This is a genomic window from Paenibacillus campinasensis, from assembly GCF_002272015.1.
Taxonomy (GTDB): domain Bacteria; phylum Bacillota; class Bacilli; order Paenibacillales; family Paenibacillaceae; genus Paenibacillus_AQ; species Paenibacillus_AQ campinasensis.
The window spans coordinates 14903-35735 of sequence record NZ_NPBY01000012.1 but is presented as its reverse complement, the minus strand read 5'-3'; the positions used below and the strand labels follow the sequence as shown (position 1 = coordinate 35735).

Annotated in this window: 18 protein-coding genes; 3 read left to right on the top strand and 15 right to left on the bottom strand. The window is 52.0% G+C overall.

Annotated features, from left to right (window positions below; translation table 11 throughout):
- Nucleotides 1–243: 243 nt before the first annotated feature.
- From CHH67_RS03970 to pdhA, 8 genes are all read right to left on the bottom strand, one after another.
- A complete protein-coding gene (locus CHH67_RS03970) occupies nt 244–2655 on the bottom strand; it encodes a type IA DNA topoisomerase (protein WP_095263693.1) in 2412 nt (803 codons plus the stop codon).
- A 154-nt stretch (nt 2656–2809) separates the two neighbouring features.
- Nucleotides 2810–4297 carry a glutamate synthase subunit beta gene (locus CHH67_RS03965; RefSeq protein ID WP_095263692.1) on the bottom strand — a complete coding sequence of 496 codons (1488 nt, stop codon included), beginning with the start codon at nt 4295–4297 and terminating at the stop codon, nt 2810–2812.
- 329 nt (nt 4298–4626) lie between these two features.
- Entirely contained in the window at nt 4627–5127 is a 501-nt protein-coding gene (locus CHH67_RS03960; RefSeq protein WP_095263691.1) for a dihydrofolate reductase, read from the bottom strand.
- A gap of 88 nt (nt 5128–5215) precedes the next feature.
- On the bottom strand, nt 5216–6010 hold the full coding sequence (gene thyA, locus CHH67_RS03955; protein WP_095263690.1) for a thymidylate synthase: 795 nt from the start codon (nt 6008–6010) through the stop codon (nt 5216–5218).
- 166 nt (nt 6011–6176) lie between these two features.
- Entirely contained in the window at nt 6177–7598 is a 1422-nt protein-coding gene (lpdA, locus tag CHH67_RS03950) for a dihydrolipoyl dehydrogenase (protein ID WP_095263689.1), read from the bottom strand.
- A gap of 3 nt (nt 7599–7601) precedes the next feature.
- Complete coding sequence (locus CHH67_RS03945; protein ID WP_095263688.1) at nt 7602–8915, bottom strand: dihydrolipoamide acetyltransferase family protein; 1314 nt, start codon at nt 8913–8915, stop codon at nt 7602–7604.
- Nucleotides 8916–8944: 29 nt separating this feature from the next.
- Nucleotides 8945–9922 (bottom strand): alpha-ketoacid dehydrogenase subunit beta, encoded by a 978-nt coding sequence (locus CHH67_RS03940; RefSeq protein WP_095263687.1) that lies wholly within the window; start codon nt 9920–9922, stop codon nt 8945–8947.
- Between the two features lie 140 nt (nt 9923–10062).
- A complete protein-coding gene (gene pdhA / locus CHH67_RS03935) occupies nt 10063–11130 on the bottom strand; it encodes a pyruvate dehydrogenase (acetyl-transferring) E1 component subunit alpha (RefSeq protein ID WP_095263686.1) in 1068 nt (355 codons plus the stop codon).
- A gap of 272 nt (nt 11131–11402) precedes the next feature.
- Between pdhA and CHH67_RS03930 the strand changes: the two genes are divergently transcribed.
- The gene (locus tag CHH67_RS03930) at nt 11403–12137 is read left to right on the top strand and encodes an alpha/beta hydrolase (protein WP_095263685.1); all 735 of its coding nucleotides are present in this window, start codon (nt 11403–11405) and stop codon (nt 12135–12137) included.
- Between the two features lie 473 nt (nt 12138–12610).
- On the opposite strand, the gene CHH67_RS03925 is transcribed toward CHH67_RS03930, so the two are convergent.
- Together CHH67_RS03925 and CHH67_RS03920 are read right to left on the bottom strand one after the other, a co-directional pair.
- Entirely contained in the window at nt 12611–13075 is a 465-nt protein-coding gene (locus tag CHH67_RS03925; protein WP_095263684.1) for a low molecular weight protein-tyrosine-phosphatase, read from the bottom strand.
- Between the two features lie 20 nt (nt 13076–13095).
- The gene (locus CHH67_RS03920) at nt 13096–13743 is read right to left on the bottom strand and encodes a trimeric intracellular cation channel family protein (RefSeq protein ID WP_095263766.1); all 648 of its coding nucleotides are present in this window, start codon (nt 13741–13743) and stop codon (nt 13096–13098) included.
- A gap of 141 nt (nt 13744–13884) precedes the next feature.
- Here CHH67_RS03920 and CHH67_RS03915 point away from each other — a divergent pair, with 141 nt between their 5' ends.
- Together CHH67_RS03915 and CHH67_RS03910 are read left to right on the top strand one after the other, a co-directional pair.
- Nucleotides 13885–14529, top strand: coding sequence for a thiamine diphosphokinase (locus CHH67_RS03915; protein WP_095263683.1), 645 nt, complete (start codon nt 13885–13887; stop codon nt 14527–14529).
- A 269-nt stretch (nt 14530–14798) separates the two neighbouring features.
- A complete protein-coding gene (locus CHH67_RS03910; RefSeq protein WP_095263682.1) occupies nt 14799–15296 on the top strand; it encodes a C40 family peptidase in 498 nt (165 codons plus the stop codon).
- A 61-nt stretch (nt 15297–15357) separates the two neighbouring features.
- Here the strand turns inward: CHH67_RS03910 and CHH67_RS03905 are convergent, their stop codons facing one another.
- The 5 genes from CHH67_RS03905 to CHH67_RS03885 all read right to left on the bottom strand — a co-directional run bounded on the left by CHH67_RS03905 (nt 15358) and on the right by CHH67_RS03885 (nt 20829).
- On the bottom strand, nt 15358–16068 hold the full coding sequence (locus tag CHH67_RS03905) for a response regulator transcription factor (protein WP_244908075.1): 711 nt from the start codon (nt 16066–16068) through the stop codon (nt 15358–15360).
- 186 nt (nt 16069–16254) lie between these two features.
- Nucleotides 16255–17319: a ThiF family adenylyltransferase gene (locus tag CHH67_RS03900; RefSeq protein ID WP_095263765.1), complete on the bottom strand. Its 1065-nt coding sequence runs from the start codon at nt 17317–17319 to the stop codon at nt 16255–16257.
- Nucleotides 17320–17596: 277 nt separating this feature from the next.
- On the bottom strand, nt 17597–19162 hold the full coding sequence (locus CHH67_RS03895) for an ABC-F family ATP-binding cassette domain-containing protein (protein WP_095263680.1): 1566 nt from the start codon (nt 19160–19162) through the stop codon (nt 17597–17599).
- A gap of 133 nt (nt 19163–19295) precedes the next feature.
- Entirely contained in the window at nt 19296–20288 is a 993-nt protein-coding gene (locus tag CHH67_RS03890; protein WP_095263679.1) for a hypothetical protein, read from the bottom strand.
- Complete coding sequence (locus tag CHH67_RS03885) at nt 20275–20829, bottom strand: hypothetical protein (RefSeq protein ID WP_095263678.1); 555 nt, start codon at nt 20827–20829, stop codon at nt 20275–20277. Before CHH67_RS03885 ends, CHH67_RS03890 begins: the two co-directional genes overlap by 14 nt.
- Nucleotides 20830–20833 lie beyond the last annotated feature (4 nt).

The following is a 20833-nucleotide window of genomic DNA, read 5'->3' as shown; positions in this document are numbered from 1 at the left end:
TAACGCTGCCTCAAGCGAACATCTACTCCAGGGGTTTGGAATGGAAGACGTAACGCTGGCGTGAGAAGCAAGCAGCACCTATATAGCTATACCAACTGTCAGCACAAACAGGGCTGCCTGAAAGGTCATTGCACATTGACCGATCGGCAGCCCTGTTGTATACGTGCTGTTCAGTGTTGATCACACTCGACAAGCGAGCGGATGAATGAATGGAGCACAGGATGAACCCGTAGTGCGCACGATTTACCGCGCAGCTTCATTTGCTGCCTCTGGCTGCAGTGCCAGCTTGCCATCCCCGGTAGCGCTTAGTACAATCCGCGCCTTATATGAGGATCCATCCTCCCGCTTGAACGACAGCAGCTGTGTTTTCCCTTGGGACAGCAGCGATTTCAGCATCGGATGCGAAATTTTTTTGCCGGCAAACTCCTTCCAGATGACAAATCCGCAGCCCTGCTTGAAGTGCGTGCAGCCATAGCCCTTGCGGCCCTCGATAATCTGACCGCCGCAGCCCTGCTTCGGGCAGATGCCGAAGGTTTCTCTTGCCGCAGGAGTTACCGGCTTGCTTGCAGCAGACAATCCGGTATCCTGCATACGTTCTGCTTGACCACGTGATTGCCCTTGTGCAGATCCTTGAATACGAGCTTGTTCCCGTACCTGTCCGGATTCCTGACCAGGACCAGCATCGTTCGTTCGCGTCGTGCGGCCCTTCACCGTACCCGAGCCCGCAGTCGATGCGGCTTTACCGCCTCTGCCTCCGGCGCGCCCCTTGCCTTTCGCGCGATCCTTCTCCGATTCAAACATCGACGGCGGGGCAGGTCTTTGCGTCGACACCTTGCTGATGATCGAAAGTGTAAACTTCTGCACATTGTGCATGAAATGTTCCGCAGACGCTTCCCCTTTGGAAATCTGGTTCAGCCTCCGCTCCCATTGCCCGGTCATCTCCGGTGACGCCAGCAGCTCAACGCCTGCATGCCGGATCAGCTCCACCGCGGATCTCCCTTTTTGGGTCACGGTGATCCGTTTGCCCTGCATCGTAATATAGCCAACCTTCTTCAGCCGCTCAATCGTGGCTGCACGGGTGGCCGGCGTGCCGAGCCCGCTCTCCTTCATCGCATCGCGAAGCTCTTCGTTTTCCATCGATTTGCCCGCGCTTTCCATCGCTTTCAGCAGCGTCCCCTCCGTATAACTTTTGGGCGGCTGGGTGGCCTTCTCCTTTACTTCGGAGCGCTTGCACTGAACCGGAAGCTCCGGCTGGATCACAAACGGGCGATCATTCCATTCCAGCGTTTCTTCCTCCTCATCCTCTTTGCCTTTCTTGGATGATTTGGACCGCTTCTTCTCCTTCTCCCCCTGCTCCTTCTCCAACAGCACCTTCCAGCCGAGAGACAGCAGCTCCTTGATGTTGGTCTTGAAGGTCTCCTCTTCCACCTCTGTCATAACCGTATGCTGCTTATACATCGCCGGCGGGTAGAAATGGGACAGAAAACGGATGATGATCAGATCATAAATCTGCTGCTCTTCCTTGCTCAACGTGCCCGGACGCTTCAGCGTCGGCAGAATTGCATGGTGATCCTCGACCCGCTGCGGATTGCAGACCGCCCTGTTGTTTTTATGTACCCGGCCCGGATCTGCCGCTTCCGCCATCTCCTTATACGGTGTCGATTTCAGCATGTGCAGCGCTTTATGCATCCCGTCGATATTCTGTTCGTTTACATAGTTGGAGTTCGTACGGGGATAAGAGATCACTTTATGCCGCTCATACAGCGCCTGGGCAATGTCCAGCGTTTTTTTCGCGGAATAGCCGAACTTCGCGTTCGCTTCACGCTGAAGCAAGGTTAGATCATACAGCTTGAACGGATATTCCTTCGTCTCCTTGACTTCATACTTTGCAACTCTTCCGGTTTTCCCCTTCACCTTGCCTGCAATCTCATCGGCCTTCTCCTTCGAAGTCAGCCGCTCTCCCTGCCAGGTTCCTGCATACTCCAGTTCATCCTGCTGGAACAACGCCTTCACATCGTAAAAGGTCTGCGACTCAAACGCCTCAATCTCTTTCTCACGGTCATAGATCAGCGCCAGAACCGGAGTCTGCACCCGGCCCACGGACAGGAGCGTATGATGCTTGGTCGTAAACGCGCGGGATGCATTCATGCCGATCAGCCAATCCGCTTCGCTGCGCGCTCTTGCCGCTTGGGTCAGATATTCAAATTCCGCGCCATCTCTCAGCTCGGCAAAGCCTTTGGCAATGCTTTCGGCTGTCAGGTCGGAAATCCACAGTCTTTTGACCGGCTGGCTGAGCTTTAACTGCTGCTGGATTAAGGCAAAAATATACTGCCCCTCGCGCCCTGCATCACAGGCGTTGACAATGCTGCTGCAGCGTTTGGCCAGCTCGCCGATCACTTTCAGCTGATCCTTCGTTTTCGGGTTTGGCACGATCTTGAATCGCTCGGGAATGATCGGCAGATCGTTGAAATTCCATCTTTTATACTTCGAGTCATACGCCTCCGGTTCGGCCAAACCGACCAGATGACCGATCGCCCATGTGATGATGTACTGCTCCCCTTCCAGATACGTCCGATTGTTCTTGGCCCGGGGTTCAATCACGGCGGCAATATTGCGCCCCATATCCGGCTTTTCGGCAATGACCAGCGTCTTCAATTCGACTCTCCTCCTACTACCACACAGAAACTTATCTTAAGCCGTTTCATTGTCGATATTGGCAAGATTAAACATATCCTTGCCTCTAAAAAAGGACTTCGCCAGCGCGAAGTCCTTATCTGTATCTATTAATATATCATATTTTCGGATTGGATTAAACCAAAACCGTAGAGCCCATCAAATACTTGTCAACCTCGCGAGCCACCTCGCGGCCTTCGTTGATCGCCCATACAACCAGGCTTTGGCCCCGGCGCATATCCCCGGCAGCAAACACCTTGTCAACATTGGTGGTATATTTGCCGTAAGGCGCCTTCACGTTCGTGCGGCGGTCTGTCTCCAGCCCCAGCTGCTGAACCAGCGTTTGCTCTGGTCCGTCGAAGCCGATTGCGATCAGCGCCATCTGAGCCGGGAATACTTTTTCCGTGCCCGGAATCGGCTGATAGATTTTGCGGCCGGTTTCATCCACGATCCGCTCGATTTGAACCGTATGAAGCTCTTTCAGGTTGCCGTTCTCGTCGCCGACAAATTTGGTCGTCATGATCGAGAACTCACGCGGATCTTCGCCGAACAGCGCCTTCGCTTCCTCATGTGCATAATCGAGGGTATACACATTCGGGAATTGCGGCCACGGGTTGGCAATCGGATCGCGCTCCAGCGGTGGACGCTTGTGCGTACCGAACTGGGTGACACTCCGGCAGCCGTGACGAAGTGCGGTTGCCACACAGTCAGAGCCGGTGTCCCCGCCCCCGATGACGATAACGTCCTTGTCTTTAGCGGAAATATAATTTCCATCCTGAAGACCGGAGTCAAGGTAGCTCTTGATCGTGCCATTCAGGTAGTCCATCGCATAATGAACGCCTTTCAAATCGCTGCCTTCAATGTTGAATTCACGCGGCTTTGTTGCACCACCGCACAGAACGACCGCATCATACTCATCCACAAGCTGCTGTGCCGGGATGTCTTTGCCAATCTCGGTGTTCACCACGAACTCCACGCCTTCGGCCGCCAGCAGATCCACACGGCGCTGTACAACGCCCTTGTCCAGCTTCATCGACGGAATGCCGTACGTAAGCAGTCCGCCTACCCGGTCGGAACGCTCGAACACGGTCACAGAGTGGCCTGCTTTGTTCAGCTGGGCCGCTGCAGCCAGACCCGCAGGTCCGGAGCCAACGATGGCGATACGACGCCCTGTGCGCTTCTCAGGCGGCTCAGGAACGACCCAGCCCTCTTCGAAGCCCTTGTCAATAATCGCCTGCTCAATCGATTTGATCGTCACGGGCTGGCCGATCAATCCTACCGTACAGGAGCCTTCGCAAGGCGCAGGACACACGCGTCCGGTAAACTCAGGGAAGTTGTTGGTCTTGTGCAGACGCTCCAGCGCTTCTCTCCATAACCCGCGGTATACGAGGTTGTTCCATTCCGGAATCAAATTGTGAATCGGACACCCGGACGTTCCGCCAATCATGTCGATACCTGTGTGGCAGTATGGCGTACCACAGTCCATACAACGTGCTCCCTGGGTCTGAAGCTCTTCTTCTTCTAAATGTTTATGAAACTCTTCCCAGTCTTTAACGCGCTCTGCCGGATCCCGGTCTGCCGGTAGCTGACGCTGATATTCCATAAATCCTGTTGGTGTTGACATACTGCTTTTACCCCCATCCGTTCTATCACTGGTGAAATACATGTACAAAATATCATATCATAAATCAACAATAACCGATCGATTTATATCGAAGAAACCGTGAAGAAGCTGATACAACTTTTTTATTTATGCCAAGTAAAATTTTTATCAGTCTGCCGAAAGCTTGCGGTTCCTGGCTAAATAAACAACTTCATGTATAAACATTAGAGATATAGTAGCACTTCACTTTTTGCATGTTAAATGGATTATATGCATGATCATTTGTATTTTTCGACTATAAAAGTCTCTATCGGCGATAGTAATATCAGGGAGCAGGAATTTATGGCCTCTTATTTGCGAACCTTGCGCTCATAGGTGACAAAGCGATAGCGGTATGGATTGTTCTCGTCCGTGATGCCCGGCACCTCTTCTACCACCTGCCATTCCTCCCAGTTCACTTCCGGGAAGAAGGTGTCCCCTTCAAACGCATGGTCGATAAAAGTGACATAGAGCCGATCCGCTTTTGGCAGCATGAGCTCATAGATTTGCGCACCGCCGATGACCATCAGCTCCTGCTCGCCCTCATAAGCGAGCGCATCTTCCAGCTCATGGATGACGATACCTTCCTCCGGCTTCAGCTGAAAGCCCGGATCGCGCGTCAGCACAATGTTGGTCCGGTTCGGGAGCGGCTTGCTGCCGAACGATTCCCATGTTTTCCTGCCCATCAGGATTGGCTTGTTTAGCGTCATTCTTTTGAAATACGCCATATCTTTCGGCAAATGCCACGGCATGCCTCCATTTCGGCCAATCACCTGGTCTTTCCCCATTGCCCATATCATCGATATCGTCATAAACAACCTCCTTTCATCATTAACTGCGGGGTTCTCCTGCACGGGTCATGGATGCAAGATAAGTCTGATCCGCACGAAGCGTGTTTGTTTAGACGGCTACCTCTGCTTTGATCGTTGGATGATGCTGATAACCCTCAAACTCGAAATCTTCATATTGGTAATCGAAAATGCTATCTGGCTTGCGCTTGATGATCAGCTTCGGAAGCGCGTACGGCTCACGCGCAAGCTGGGTCTTCACCTGCTCCAGATGGTTGAGATAAATGTGTACATCCCCGCCGGACCAGATGAATTCACCTGGCTCAAGATCACATTGCTGGGCGACCATGTGGGTCAAGAGCGCATAGCTGGCGATGTTGAACGGAAGCCCGAGGAACGTATCCACCGAACGCATCGTCAGCATGCAGGAGAGTTTGCCTTCGGCTACATAGAACTGAAATACGAAATGGCATGGCGGCAGCTTCATATTGTCGATCTCCGCCACATTCCATGCGCTGACCATATGGCGTCTGGAGTCCGGGTTGTTCTTGATGGCTTCAATCACGTTTGCAATCTGATCGATTTTACGGCCGTCCGGGGCCTCCCAGGCGCGCCACTGCGAGCCGTACACCGGGCCCAAATCCCCGTTCGCATCCGCCCACTCGTCCCAGATGCGCACCCCGTTCTCCTTCAGATAATGGATGTTCGTGTCCCCTCTGAGGAACCAGAGCAGCTCATGCACCACAGACTTGATATGAATCCGCTTCGTTGTCACAAGGGGGAAGCCTTGGGATAGATCAAACCGGAGCTGACGCCCGAAAACCGACAATGTCCCGGTCCCGGTGCGGTCCTCTTTCTTCACGCCATTGTCCATAATATCCTGCAGCAGTTCCAAGTAATTTCTCATCCTACAACCTACCTTCTTCGTCCTGATGTCTTAGCTCATAGTTTATCATAACGCTACTTTTCAGTCACATACATTGATATAAAAAAAGACTGCCCAGGCCAGGTCATGACAACCCGGCCGAGGCAGCCTCCGTATAGAACACATGAGGTCCTTGATGAATCAGTCCTTACTTGCGCGGTGCTACCACGTGAATTGGATGGCCAAGAACAAGCTCGGCACTTTCCGCCACGATTTCACCAAGCGTTGGGTGAGCATGGATAGTCAATGCGATATCCTCAAGCGTTGCACCCATTTCGATTGCGAGACCAAGCTCAGCAATCAGGTTGGAAGCTTCGATACCTGCGATGTGAGCACCCAGAACAAGACCTGTTTCTTCGTCAGCAACGATTTTCACGAAACCGTCAGGGCTGTTCAAGGACAATGCGCGTCCGTTACCCGCAAACGGGAACTTCGCGGATTTCGCTTTGTAGCCTTGCTCTTTCGCTTGCGCTTCCGTCAGACCTACGCTGGAGCATTCTGGATCTGTGAAAGCCACTGCCGGTACGCATTTGTAGTCCACCACGGATGGCAGGCCTGCGATTGCTTCAGCAGCCACTTTACCTTCGTAGGAAGCTTTGTGTGCCAGAGCTGGTCCAGGAACAACGTCACCGATCGCAAAGATATGCGGATGGTTGGTGCGTCCTTGATGGTCAACTTTGATCAGACCGCGATCGGTCATTTCGATGTTGATCAGATCAAGACCGAGCTCTCCGTCCGTGTTAGGACGACGGCCGACAGTCACCAGCAGGTAGTCTGCGGTCACTTCTTTCGTTTCGCCGTTAACGGAGTACTTCACAGTCACGTCCTTGTCGGTTTGCTCTGCGCTTTCCGCTTTCGCGTTAGTTACGATTTCCACGCCGGTTTTTTGCATGTTCTTCGCAACCAGTTTGGTCATATCCGGATCGAATCCGTTCAGGATGGATTCCATACCTTCAATGATGGTTACTTTCGTGCCGAATTTGGAGAACATTTGACCCAGCTCAGCACCGATGTATCCACCGCCGATCACGATAAGGCTCTTCGGCAGTTCTTCAAGCTCAAGCGCTTCGGTGGAGGACAGAATCCGTCCGCCAAACGGGAATGCTTTCAGCTCGATTGGACGGGAACCTGTAGCGATGATGCAGTTTTTGAAGCGATAGCGCGGAGACTCGTTTTCATTAAACACACGCGCTTCGTTCTCGTTGATGAACATGCACTCGCCTTTGAAAATTTCAACCTTGTTGCCTTTCAGCAAGGAACCAACGCCGCCGGTCAGCTTTTTGACAACACTGTTCTTGAACTCCTGTGTTTTGCTGAAATCCACGCTTACGTTTTCAACGTTCACGCCGAACTGGCTTGCATGGCTAGCTTGCTCAAATTGATGAGCAGCCGAGATCAGCGCTTTGGAAGGAATACAGCCGCGGTTCAAGCACACGCCGCCAACCTCAGATTTATCCACGATCAGTACCTTTTGACCCAGCTGGGCGGCACGAATCGCCGCCACGTAACCTCCAGGTCCAGCACCAATGACTAGTGTATCGATATCAAGAGAAGCATCTCCTACTACCATTAGTTACACCTCCATAACAAGCAGCTCAGGGTTTGCGAGCAGCTCTTTAATATAGTTCATAAAGTTTTGTGCTGTTGCACCATCGATGATGCGGTGGTCGAAGCTCAGGGACAGCGCCATCACTGGAGCAGCCACAACTTCGCCGTTCTTCACAACGGCTTTCTCCGAGATACGTCCTGTTCCGAGAATCGCAACTTCTGGGAAGTTGATGATCGGAGTGAAGAACATACCGCCAGCGGAACCGATGTTAGTGATGGAAATGGTGCTGCCTTTCATTTCGTTCGGACCGAGTTTTCCTTCGCGTCCACGAGCAGCCAGATCACGGATGCTGTCAGCGATCATCCAGATGCTCTTACGGTCAGCATCCTTGATAACCGGCACGATCAGGCCGTTGTCTGTGTCAGTAGCGATACCGATGTGGTAGTACTTTTTGTATACGATCTCGTTCGCTTCTTCGTCGATCATCGCGTTGAGCGCAGGGAATTGACGGCAAGCCGCAACGAGCGCTTTAACGATGAATGGCAGATAGGTCACTTTCGTGCCTTTCTTCTCTGCGATTGGCTTCATGCGCGTACGGAACGCCACCAGCTCGGTTACATCCACTTCGTCCATAATCGTAACGTGCGGAGCGGTGTATGCCGATTTAACCATCGCATTGGAGATCGCTTTGCGGATGCCCTTGAACGGAACGCGTTCTTCTTCAGCACGTGCATCAACTGCTGGAGCTGCTGCTGCAGTACCGGAAGTCGCTTCTTGCGCAGGAGCTGCCGCTGCTGCTTGACCGCCGCCGTTCTTGAATGCTTCCACATCCTCGCGAGTCACTTTGCCGTTGTTGCCAGTGCCTTGCACTTGAGCAATGTCAACGCCTTGCTCGCGAGCAAACTTGCGAACGCTTGGCGTCGCCAACACTTCACGGTTAGGTGCAGCCGGTGCTGCTGCAGCGCCAGCTTCGCCCTGCTTCGCATCCGACGGAGCGTTTTGAGCAGGAGAAGAGGTAGTATCCGCACTGCCTTGAGCTGCGTCAGCTTCTTGAGCCGCTTGCTCGTCAGCATGACCGCCTTGATCCGGAATGTCACCTTCAGCATCGATAACAGCAACAACTTCACCGACACGGCACACTTGACCGTCCTTGGCAAAAACCTCCTGAACCGTACCGTTTACGGGACAAGGAACTTCCACGACTGCCTTGTCGTTCTGTACTTCCATGATGATGTCGTCGTCTGTTACTTTGTCGCCAGGCTTGATGTGCATTTTGATGATTTCACCTTCATGCAGCCCTTCACCCAGCTCTGGGAAACGATATTCAAATTTTGCCACTGTAAAACCTCCCTAGAAATTTGCTGCGATTAGAAATTCAAGACTTTGTTAACGGCCTCTACGATGCGTGCAGGAGTAGGCAGCCAGGCATCCTCAATTTGAGCGAATGGATATACAGTATCCGGCGGTGCAACGCGAAGCACTGGGGCTTCCAGATGCAGGATCGCCTTTTCGTTGATTTGTGCAATCACTTCGGCAGCGACGCCGGAAGATTTCTGCGCTTCCTGAACGACGATAGCGCGGTTTGTCTTCTTAACAGAAGCCACGATCGTGTCAATATCGATAGGAGAAACGGTACGCAGGTCGATAATCTCGGCTTTAATACCGTTCTTTTCAAGCTCTTCAGCTGCTTTGGCAGCGGTGTGTACCATCATGCCATAAGCGATAATGGTAACGTCGGAACCTTCGCGAACAACATTCGCCTTGCCGATCTCCACCGTGTAGTCACCTTCTGGAACTTCCGCACGGAAGGCATGGTACAGGTTCAAGTGCTCCATGAAAAATACCGGATCGTTGTCACGGATTGCCGAGATCAACAAGCCTTTGGCATCGTATGGGTTGGAAGGCACTACAACCTTAATACCCGGAGATTGTGCAAGCAAACCTTCAAGCGCATCGGTGTGCAGCTCAGCCGCTTTAACTCCGCCGCCGTATGGAGTACGGAATACGATTGGCGAGTTGTAACGGCCGCCGGAACGGTAACGCATGCGAGCTGCCTGTACGACCATCTGGTCCAGCGCCTCAAAAATAAATCCGACGAATTGAATCTCGGCAATCGGACGGAAGCCCTGAATACCAAGACCGACAGCCAAACCGCCGATTGCGGATTCAGCCAGCGGCGTATCGAATACGCGCTCTTCCCCGAATTCTTTTTGAAGCCCTTCGGTTACCCGGAAGACACCGCCGACATGACCAACGTCTTCACCGAAGACAACAACGTTAGGGTCGCGGCTCAATTCAACGCGAATCGCATCGCGAATCGCTTCTTTCATGTTCATTTGTGCCATTGCTTCATTTCCTCCTTAGACATTACAGTTCACATAAACTTTCGGAATGTGTGCTTTATATCGCTCGTCAGCCAGATCAACGCACTGGCATCAATATGCTACCAAAGGCTTCATACCGCGGCATGAAGCAGCAGCCGATTTTATTTAAAATCAGCTTTTTGCTCTTCAAGATCATGCGGTGTATGTTCGAACATGCTGTCAATCAGACCAGGGATGGTCATTTTCTCGGTTTGCTCAGCCTTTTTGATCTGTTCGTTCACTTTCGCTTTTGCTTCCTCTTTCACGCGAGCTGTATCCTCTTCGGTCCACAGGCCTTTCTTCTCCAGATACTTCGCAAGACGCGCGATTGGGTCCTTCTCGTTCCACTCGCCTTCTTCTTCCTTCGTACGATATTTCGTAGCGTCGTCAGACAGGGAATGCGGACGGAAACGATAAGTTACAGCTTCGATCAGCGTGGCGCCTTCGCCATTGCGAGCGCGCTCAGCAGCATCGCGAACCGCTTTGATAACAGCAAACACGTCCATACCGTCAACCTTCACGCCAGTAATACCGGCTGCAACAGCTTTGTGAGCGATCGAAAGCGCTGCTGTCTGCTTGGAGAAAGGAGTTGTAATGGCATAGCCGTTGTTTTGTACAAAGAAAATAACCGGCAGCTTGTAAACTCCTGCAAAGTTCAGACCCTCGTAGAAGTCGCCTTCGGAGGAACCGCCATCACCGGTGTATGTGATAACAACTTGCTTTTGCTTCTTCAATTTGTAGCCCATTGCAATCCCCATCGCGTGCAAAATTTGCGCACCGATGATGATTTGAGGCATAAGCACGTTCACGCCCTCAGGAATTTGTCCGCCATGCTGATGGCCGCGGGAATACAGGAATGCCTGATAAAGCGGAAGGCCGTGCCATACGATTTGCGGCATGTCGCGGTAGCCCGGGCATACGAAATCGTCTTTCTCTAGTGCGAATTCACTTCCGATCATCGTAGCTTCTTGACCGGATACAGGCGCATAAAAACCGAGACGACCTTGACGGCCGAGGTTAACGGCACGATCGTCCCAAGTACGGGTAAATACCATACGGTACATAATCTCTTTCAATTGATCATCGGATAGTTCTGGCAGAAGATCTTTGTTTACGATTTCGCCGTCCGGGGAAAGTACGGATAGAGTTTCCACTTCCTCGGTGTATACTTCATAAGGAACCTTGGTCATTTTTTTCACCTCAATAAATATTTGAATATCAAGTTCCGCTGTTATAGAATTATTATACACCTGTTTTATTGCTTTCGTCAAAGAAATACGGCGTTAAATTTAATATTTCTTGACTTTTGTATGTATAACAGGGCGTTGTTAATACTATAACAGTTGTAAAAACTACGGGTAACACAGCAGGGTGATCCTGCAACAGGCGCAGCTTGCGAACCAGGTACATTTTAGCTTATTGTATACAGCTTTTCAAAAACTAACCCAAAAGGTGATCACTCATGACGAATGAACGATTATTGAAACGAACCATTGTAAAGGAGGTCATCCACAGTCGCCATCTCCAGGAAGATCGGACCCTCCGCATCTACCTCCCGCCCGGCTACATTGAGGTGCTCAGCTATCCGGTCGTCTATTGCCAGGACGGCGAGGAATTTTTCAACTTTGGCCGCATTGCCACCTGGGCCAATCAATTGATTCTGGAAGAAGGCTATGAGCCCTTCATCATCGTGGGCGTGGAAGTGAACACCAAAGTCCGCACAGAGGAATACGCGCCGTTTGGCAGCCGCTTCGATGCGTATCTGTCATGCTTCGCCGAAGAGATTATTCCCTTTATAGAAGAAAAGTATCCGGTTCGCCGCGATGCATCTGAACGTGTGCTGGCCGGCGACTCGCTCGGCGGAAGCGTATCGGTCCATCTCGCACTGCAATATCCGGAGCTGTTTACGCGTGTGATCAGCCTCTCCGGCGCTTTTTACGAGAAATCCCAAAGCATGATCTCCATCCACAGCGACCTGTCCTGGCTCGATGTCTACATGATCGTTGGCTTGCAGGAGGACAGCTATGCAACGGACACGGGCGTGTATAACTTTGTCGAGTTAAACCGCACGACCAGGGATCTGTTTGAAGAGCGGGGTGCCACAGTATCCTACTCCGAGAAGGACGGCCGCCACATCTGGGGATTCTGGCAGAAGGAGCTGCCGGACGCCCTTCGTTACTTCCTGAAGGCCGAGTAACATACCTCGGCTTCGGCCAGCGGCCCTTTAGGGGCCGCATTTCTTTTCATAGCATGGATAAAAAAAGATGAACAAACGCGCATTAACGGGATAGAGAACCTGGACCGGCTTCAGCCGGGTGACCTCACTCTATAATCCCAAGAAAAGCCTGGTGCCCAAGTGTTCGCCCTTTCGGGTAGCCAGCCGCAACTTTTCTTTATGGAATGTGCATTGTTCATCTTTTTTTGACCCCCTGTCTCATACCTGACCGAGAAGCCTCCCATATGATCACAAGACTTGTCCGCTCCAATGGTTCGCCCCTATGGATAGAACTTGCCCCCTTCGGAAGAACCGCCAGCTACATAGGATAAGCGCTTACAATTTGCTGTGATGAAAAAAGCTTGTCCTCTGCTCCTGCATAGAGCAGCCCAGCTTTCTTCATACCCGATTCGGGGAACGAGTCCCTTTAAGCATACATCTTATATTCGAAACGATTATAGCTTTTCCGCAACGATTTTGTCCAGCAGGATGTCACATCCGGCATCAATCAGTCGATACACCTCATCAAAATTGCCGGTGAAATACGGATCGGGCACCTCGCGCAGCCGTTCCTCCGGAAGCAAATCCATGAATTTCATAATTTCCGCCTCCGCTCCGCCAGTCAGCTTGCGCAGGTTACTGATGTTGGAATCATCCATCCCGATAATATAGTCGAAATCGACCAAGTCCGACTCCTTCACTTTTCTGGCGACCATGCCTTCATAGCTGATTCCCCAGCGATCGAGCAGCTTTCGCGTACCCTCATGAGGCACATTGCCGATATGCCAATCGCCGGTCCCGGCCGAATCCACCTTCACCGCCCCCGACAGTCCCCGCTGTTCAATTTTGTGCCTCAACACCGCTTCAGCCATCGGCGACCGACATATATTCCCCAGACATACAAACAATACCGACACCAATTCCCTCTCTCCTTTCAGCATTACAGATTCAATTTACTGTTGGCGCTATCCGTCACGCTTCCCTGAGCCTGAAGGGACCGCCGCGGAAGCCTCCATTTATAATGAACCGACAGCATCCGAAACATAATGACCACGATAAAAAGCGTCAGCAGCTGCCATGTGGAGCTCGCGATGCCAAGTCCGATAACAGCGCCGCCGAGCATCGCCCATACCGCATAGATTTCATCCCGAAGCACCAGCGGTTTACGCCCAGCCAGCAGATCACGGACGATTCCCCCGCCGCTTCCCGTCAGGACAGCCGCCACAAGGACAGCGCTGAGCGGATGATTCATCTGGGCCGCATACAGCGCCCCCTGGATCGCAAACGCCGACAAGCCGATCGCGTCAAACAGCACCTCGGTTTTCTTCCAGTGCTGAATCCAGGCCAGCGGAAGGATAAAAGCAACCATAACAGAAACTAGCGCCAGCAGGATCAGATTCCCCTGACTCCATAAAGTTGTAACCGGAACGCCGATCAGCACATTGCGGATAATTCCTCCGCCAAAAGCGGTCACCATCCCGAGCACGATAACGCCCAGAATGTCATACTCTTCTTCCATGGCAACGAATGCCCCGGACATGGCAAACGCAATCGTGCCGATGATGCTGAAAAGGTCAAACACATGCAAGTCCAAAATTGATAGTTCCTTTCACTGCATAAAGATATACTTCTACCATTTTAGCCGCGCCTGCTGAAATTGTGCAAGCGTAGAATCTCTACTATACTATAGTACAATGGCAATTCCTACAACAAAGGAGGAATTCTAATCATGGACTGCACACGTGTTCTTATATTTACCGGTGGAGAATTGTCACCAACGTTTATTGATGAGATTAAACCCGATGATTACATCATCGGTGCCGACCGAGGCGCCCTGTTTCTTATTGAACACGGGGTGACGCCGCATCTGGCCGTCGGCGACTTTGATTCCATTACCCCCGAGCAGCTTGAGCTGGTCCGCAAGCAGAGCGGACAGGTGATCGAATGCGATCCGGTGGATAAAAACTCGTCCGATACGGAGATGGCCTTCGACCATGCGCTCGACCAATCTCCCGAATCGATTCTGATTCTGGGCGGGACAGGCTCAAGGCTCGATCATACCCTTGTCAACATTCATATGCTGATCCGAGGGCTTCAGCATCATGTGAAATGTTCCATATTGGACAGCTCCAATTATATTACCCTGACCGGCTCCAGCTGTATCGTGAAAGAGAGAGGCTATACTTATGTGTCGCTGCTGCCGCTCACACCCGAAGTGACCGGCATCGAACTGACCGGCTTTGAATACCCGCTGCACAACGCTACGCTGCGAATGGGACAGTCCCTTGGCGTCAGCAACCGGCTGCTCGGCGATGAAGGAACGGTTCAGATCGAAGGCGGATTGCTGCTCATTATTCAGAGTAAAGACAAGTAATCATTACTTTTTTGTCATCAAAAAATCCGCTCGTATCCACAGCTCTATTCATGACCAAAACCCTTGGCTCCCAAGGGTTTTTCTATTTTCATCAAATCTGAAAATGAACGAATTCTTAATATTTTGTAACTTTTAATGAGATTTTAATATTCCGCTTTCATTCCTTGCCGCCCAAGGGTTTGCGCGTTTTATCCAAATTATAGATGATTTCAAATCTGATATACTCGGTTCAGCGCAAAAGAAAACAACCAATATGGAGGTATTACATCATGACTCGACACAATTGGGCGAAGAAAGCTGTAGTCATCAGCCTGAGCGCAGCAATGGGATTCGGAGCCCTGCTGACCGTGGCTCCGGCAACCCCGGTAGAAGCCGCATCAACTAGCAAAGGAAGCCAAGTTGTTAACTTTGGCAAAAAATATATGGGAACGCCGTACAAATTCGGTGCGTCCACCAGCACAACCAAAGTGTTTGACTGCTCTTCATTCATGAAGCATATCTTTAAAAAATACGGTGTGGATCTACCCCGTACATCTGCGGCACAATCCAAAGTCGGCAAAGCCGTATCCAGAAGCAATCTTAGAACGGGCGACCTGGTGTTCTTCTCCAGCGGCAGCCGTTCAAACGGATCGAACGTCACACACGTGGCCGTATACATGGGCAATGGCAAAATTCTGCATACCTATGGCAAACCGGGCGTAACGATTTCCAACCTGAACTCGGGCACCTGGAACAAAACGTACGTGAAAGCACGCCGCGTACTGTAAGTCAAAGTCAGCAAAGACCGTCTTCCTGTTAGGAGGGCGGCCTTTTTCATGTTTCTTTCGATTATGTTCCGGCCTGCGCATCGGATGGCAGCGGTGTTTTCAACATATAACCCGCTCCGCGAACCGTGCTGAGCAGCTTCGTTTTATGACCTTTATCCAGCTTCTCCCGCAAATGCAAGATGTACACATCCACCACATTCGTTCCGGTATGAAAATCAAAATCCCACACATGCTTCAGTATTTCCTCCCGGGTGCAGACTTGATTCGCCCGCTTGGCCAAATAGAGCAGCAGCTTATATTCCCTCTGGGTCAGATGAATAAGCTCACCGCTCCGCACAACCTCGCGGCTTGACGGATCAATCCTTAAATCACCGATCTGGATCGTCCGCTCCTGTTCCTTCTGCCGCGCGTAAAAAAGCTTGAACACATTGGCAACCCGGGCCAGAAATTCGCGTTTATCCCCATGATCGGGAATATAATCATTGGCTCCCGCCTCCAAGGCATGGACCGCTTCGTCTGCGCCGTCATGACCGATGACGACGACCGGAAGCTGCTCCGCCCGGGCCTCCAGTCTGCGAACAAGGTCAAAATCGTTCATCCCCGGCAGGCCGCTGTCAATCAGCAGCAGCTCGGCCCCGCCGCTTTCGAGCAGCGTCAGCACCTCCGTCTGGTCGTAAGCCGTCACAACGCTGTATCCCGCTTCTGCCAATTCCTTGACATACCTGTCCGTTTTTTCACCTTGACCTGCAGCTACCATAATTCGTCTTTCCACAGGTCTTCGCCCCGCTTTCACCCTGATGTAGTACCGCTATAATACAGCTCTGGACTGTTTCATTGATCTAAGGTTGCACTTTTCTTGATTCCAACCCTTAGATTGCCGCAATACGAAAACATCCATTCCTCATAAATGAGAAATGGATGTGTTATACGGATGTGTACAGGCCCACCCTTTTGTCAGCTATCCTCCAATATACCGGTGGTAGATCGTGCGCGCCTCTGCGAGATCGGAAGTGCCGTGTATCAGCGCCCGGCCATCAGCAAAAACAACGATCCGCTTGTCTCCCAGTGAATACATGACCATGAACGGATTGGCGGCCGCCTTCCCTTCCCCCAGCGCGTTCAATCGTTCGGACAGCTGGCTCAGGTTCAGCGCTACCCGGCGTGCCGGGCGGATCTGCACCGTATCGCGTCCGCAGAGCACTTCGCTCTTCTCTGTATTGACCGCCATCAGGTATGGATGGCTCGGATTGTCACCACAAGTCGGGCAGTCCTCCTTCCTCGCTTGCTCCACCCCGAACACCAGGGTTTCATTCCGCCACAGATCGAATGATACCATCTTGCCTCGTAACGTTTCCGGATGACCAGACAACAGCTTCATCGCCTCCATCGTCTGGTGGGCGGCTACCATCTGTACCGCTTGCGGCAAAATGCCAGCCGTATCGCATGTGTCCCCCCCGAACGGGACAGCCCCCAGCAGACAGTTCAGACACGGGGTTGCTCCAGGGCGAAAGGTGAAACTCATGCCGGTGCTGCCGACACAGCCGCCGTAGATCCAGGGGATGCTCTGCTGATAGCAATAATCATTGATGATCAGCCGAGTGTCAAAATTATCGGTCGCATCCAGAATGACGTCCACACCACGAGCCAGCTCTGTCAGCTCTCCTGCCCGCACATCCAGCACCCTGGCTTCAACTGTAACCTCGGAGTTAATCATGCAAAGTCTGCGCTTCGCGGCAACCGCCTTCGGTAACCGCTCCCCGGCATCCTGTTCGGTGAACAGCTGCTGCCGCTGCAGATTGCTCCACTCCACATAATCCCGATCCGCCAGCGTCACCTTGCCTACCCCGGCCCGGACCAGCGTCTCTGCGATCGCGCTTCCGAGCGCTCCGGCGCCGACAATGAGCGCATGGCTCTGCTTTAACCGCTGCTGCCCCTCCTTGCCAAACGGAGCGAAGCGCTCTTGTCTGGAATAACGGTTCAAGCGCTCTTCATCGCTGGGACCATAGGCTCGCGAATATAGCATTTGCTGCTGTTCATCACCATTTGCAAAAGGTTTGCTTTCGTCACGGTTTTCGTCATGGCTTTCGATTTGCATTCGTTTCGTTCCCTTCTCCCAGGCTTCCTTATATCCTATTAGGATACCACAGTTGCAACAGCGGTCACACCGTGCTTGCGCATAGACATGAATTGCCCTCTCTGTCAGCACATCGCTAACGGAGAGGGCAATCTTCAGTTATTGCTTATGGGATGTAAGGTGCGTGTCCGGACGATTCCCCCCTGACCTTGCACCGGTTAACCCGTTACTCTGTTTTCACCTGTTTGCTCGTAGACCAGTCTTCCACATTCCAGGTTTTTGTCACCCAATCCTCATAAAAATCAGGTTCATGGGATACGAGCAAAATGGTGCCTTTGTATTCCTTAAGTGCCCGTTTCAGCTCTTCCTTGGCCACAACATCAAGGTGGTTGGTAGGCTCGTCAAACAGAATCCAGTTGCTTTCACGCATCAGCAGCTTGCACAGGCGCACCTTCGCCTGCTCACCACCGCTCAGCGCTTTAAGCGGACGGGTAATATGTTCGTTCTTCAAGCCGCAGCGGGCCAGATGAGCACGCACCTCATGCTGGTTCAGATGCGGGAACTCATTCCACACATCGTCAATCGGCGTAATATTTCCAGGTCTGACCTCCTGCTCGAAATAAGCAGGGAACAGGAAATCCCCTTGATACACCTTGCCGCTTATCGGCGGGATTTTGCCGAGAATCGTCTTCAGCAGCGTCGATTTACCCACACCGTTGCAGCCGACAATGGCAATCTTCTCGCCGCGCTCAATCGTCATGCTCATCTTCGGCAGAAGCGGCCGATCGTAACCAATCTCAAAGTCAATCCCTTCAAACACCGTCTTGCCGCTGGCACGGGATTCCTTGAAATTAAACACCGGCTTGGCTGCTTCTTCCGGACGATCGATCCGCTCCAGACGCTCAAGCTGCTTCTCGCGGCTTTTGGCCCGGCCGGAGGTGGAATAGCGCGCCTTGTTTCGCTGGATGAAATCCTCCTGCTTCTTGATGAACTCCTGCTGCTTCTCGTAAGCTTCGATATGCTGGTTCTTGTTGATATCGGCCATCTCCAGAAACTTCTCATAGTTGGCCGTATACCGGGTCAGCTTGGCAAACTCGAGGTGATAGATAATATCGACCACCTGATTCATAAACTCCGTATCATGGGAGATCAGAATGAACGCATACGGATAAGACTTCAAATATTGCGTCAGCCACTCGATATGCTCCACGTCCAAATAGTTCGTAGGCTCGTCAAGCAGCAGCACGTTCGGCTTCTCCAGCAGCAGCTTGGCCAGCAGCACCTTGGTCCGCTGTCCCCCGCTCAAGGTTGCAACATCCCGGTCAAGACCGATGACAGACAATCCGAGACCGTTGGCCATCTCTTCAACCTTCACGTCAATGAGATAGAAGTCACCGATCTCCAGCTGCTCCTGAATTTCACCCATCTGCTCCAGCAGCAGCTCCAGCTCTTCCGGAGAAGCATCGGCCATTTTCTCGGTAATCTCCATCATTTCCTTCTCCAGCTCCAGCAACGGCAGGAACGCATCTTTCAAGACGTCGCGCACCGTTTTACCAGGCGTCAGCTTGGTGTGCTGGTCCAGATAGCCGTAGCGGACCTTGGGCGTCCACTCCACCTTACCGCTGTCCTTCAGCTGCTGTCCGGTCAGAATATTCATCAATGTCGACTTGCCGACACCGTTTGCTCCGACCAGCCCGACATGCTCGCCAGCCAGAAGGCGGAAGGAAACATTCTTAAATAGAACGCGATCCCCGAAGTTATGGGATACGTTCTCTACTGTCAATAAACTCATGGCGTATGATAGCTCCTTATATAAAATAAACTCATGATGTATTCATGATGTTTCTGCTTGACACATACACATTCACACTCAAGAGTTTATTGTAGCATAGAAAGAACCGTCGCCGAAACTACCATTTTTCGAGTTATATCACCCCGGGATTCGAACAGCTTCTTTCCATGTAGCCTGCGGCAGCTGCCGCTTTCGGTCCCGGGAACACCTCCATCGCTTCGAACGTATATGGACAAAAGCTGCGATAGTAATATTTCAGCCCGCTGACCGGATCAACGCCGCCGACATAGACAGGCGACTTCACCAGCCTTCCGCCACCCAATGCATAGTTATTGTAGTGCTGTTCTCCTATCGGCAGCCCTTGGATGAAAGCCATCATCCCCACATCATCCACCGTATTCATCCACTCTTCCTGCGGTATGACAGGCAGCGCAAACCGGTACGAAACGCCGTTTCGCAGCGCCAGCTCATTATGGCGGCTAATATAGTACGCAAGGTCTTCCTGCACGGCATTTACAATCGCCCTTCTCCGCACCTGATCAAACCTATCCTTATCACCGAGCAGCGTAACAGATGTATCGTGTGCAAGCTCTGACCTGAAACCCGAAAGCCATCTTCCCGAGCCGGACTCGTACACCTCTACATATTCGTCCAGCGAAAAATGAACGCTGCTTCCCTCGCCATCCGTCCAGGCAAACGGGATTTTCGGTGTCCATTGATGCTGAAGCAGCGATTCCCCGCCGGGGCCCTCGTAATCCTGAAGCGCATAGACATAATACCCGTCATAATCGATAACCGCTACTGCCGGAATGTACCACCACAATGCTTCCTGGGCCACGGGATCCTCCCCGATGCCCATATTGTGATACAGCGTTCGAGAGAATGCCTCCAGCGCCTGTTCTTTATCAACTCTCGTGTATTTAAGCGAAGCATAGGCAGCCTCATACTGCTGCGCCTCGTTCACATTCAGCACCGCCGCCCCATCCTGGACAGCGGTTCTGAGTGCCGAGGTATACGTCATCTCCACGTACCGAACCTGCTCCAGACTGTCTGATCGCATGCCAAGAATGAGAAACACAGGGAAAAAAATCGCTGTAAACGCAATGGCCAGATCAGTAATCTTCATTGAGCACCAGCCCCCCATATGGAAAAACGATCGCTGCCTTGTCACCGGAATAGGAGCCTGTCAGAGCGTCCATAAAAATTTTGCCCGGCGTGCGATTGATGCTGCGGACCTGGATTTGAAACATATCGCCCGCCGTCAGATGGTACACCCTGCTGCTGTCATCCAGCGGCGCGGTGGATTCGGGAAACAGATAACGGATCAGGTCAGCATGATAGTAATGATCATACACCACCATATAGCTGTTCCGGAACGAGCCCGGATTGGCTGGATCATCATACACCGGATGATACTTCTTGTGCTGATGCTCCATCTCGATGTCATATACATTCCCCGTGGCTTCAAGCTCCCTTAGAAAGTCATTGTACATCGTCGGCGTAATATACCCCTTCGTGCGGACGCTGTCCACAAATTTGGTTGTCGACTGATACACCACCATTCGGGACAAATCATCCTGTCGCCTGGCCAGCTCTGCCGAGGGCACCACATACATCAGAAGCAGCGCCAAAAAAGCGGCGAACAGTTTCGATACGCTATTGGACATGCCT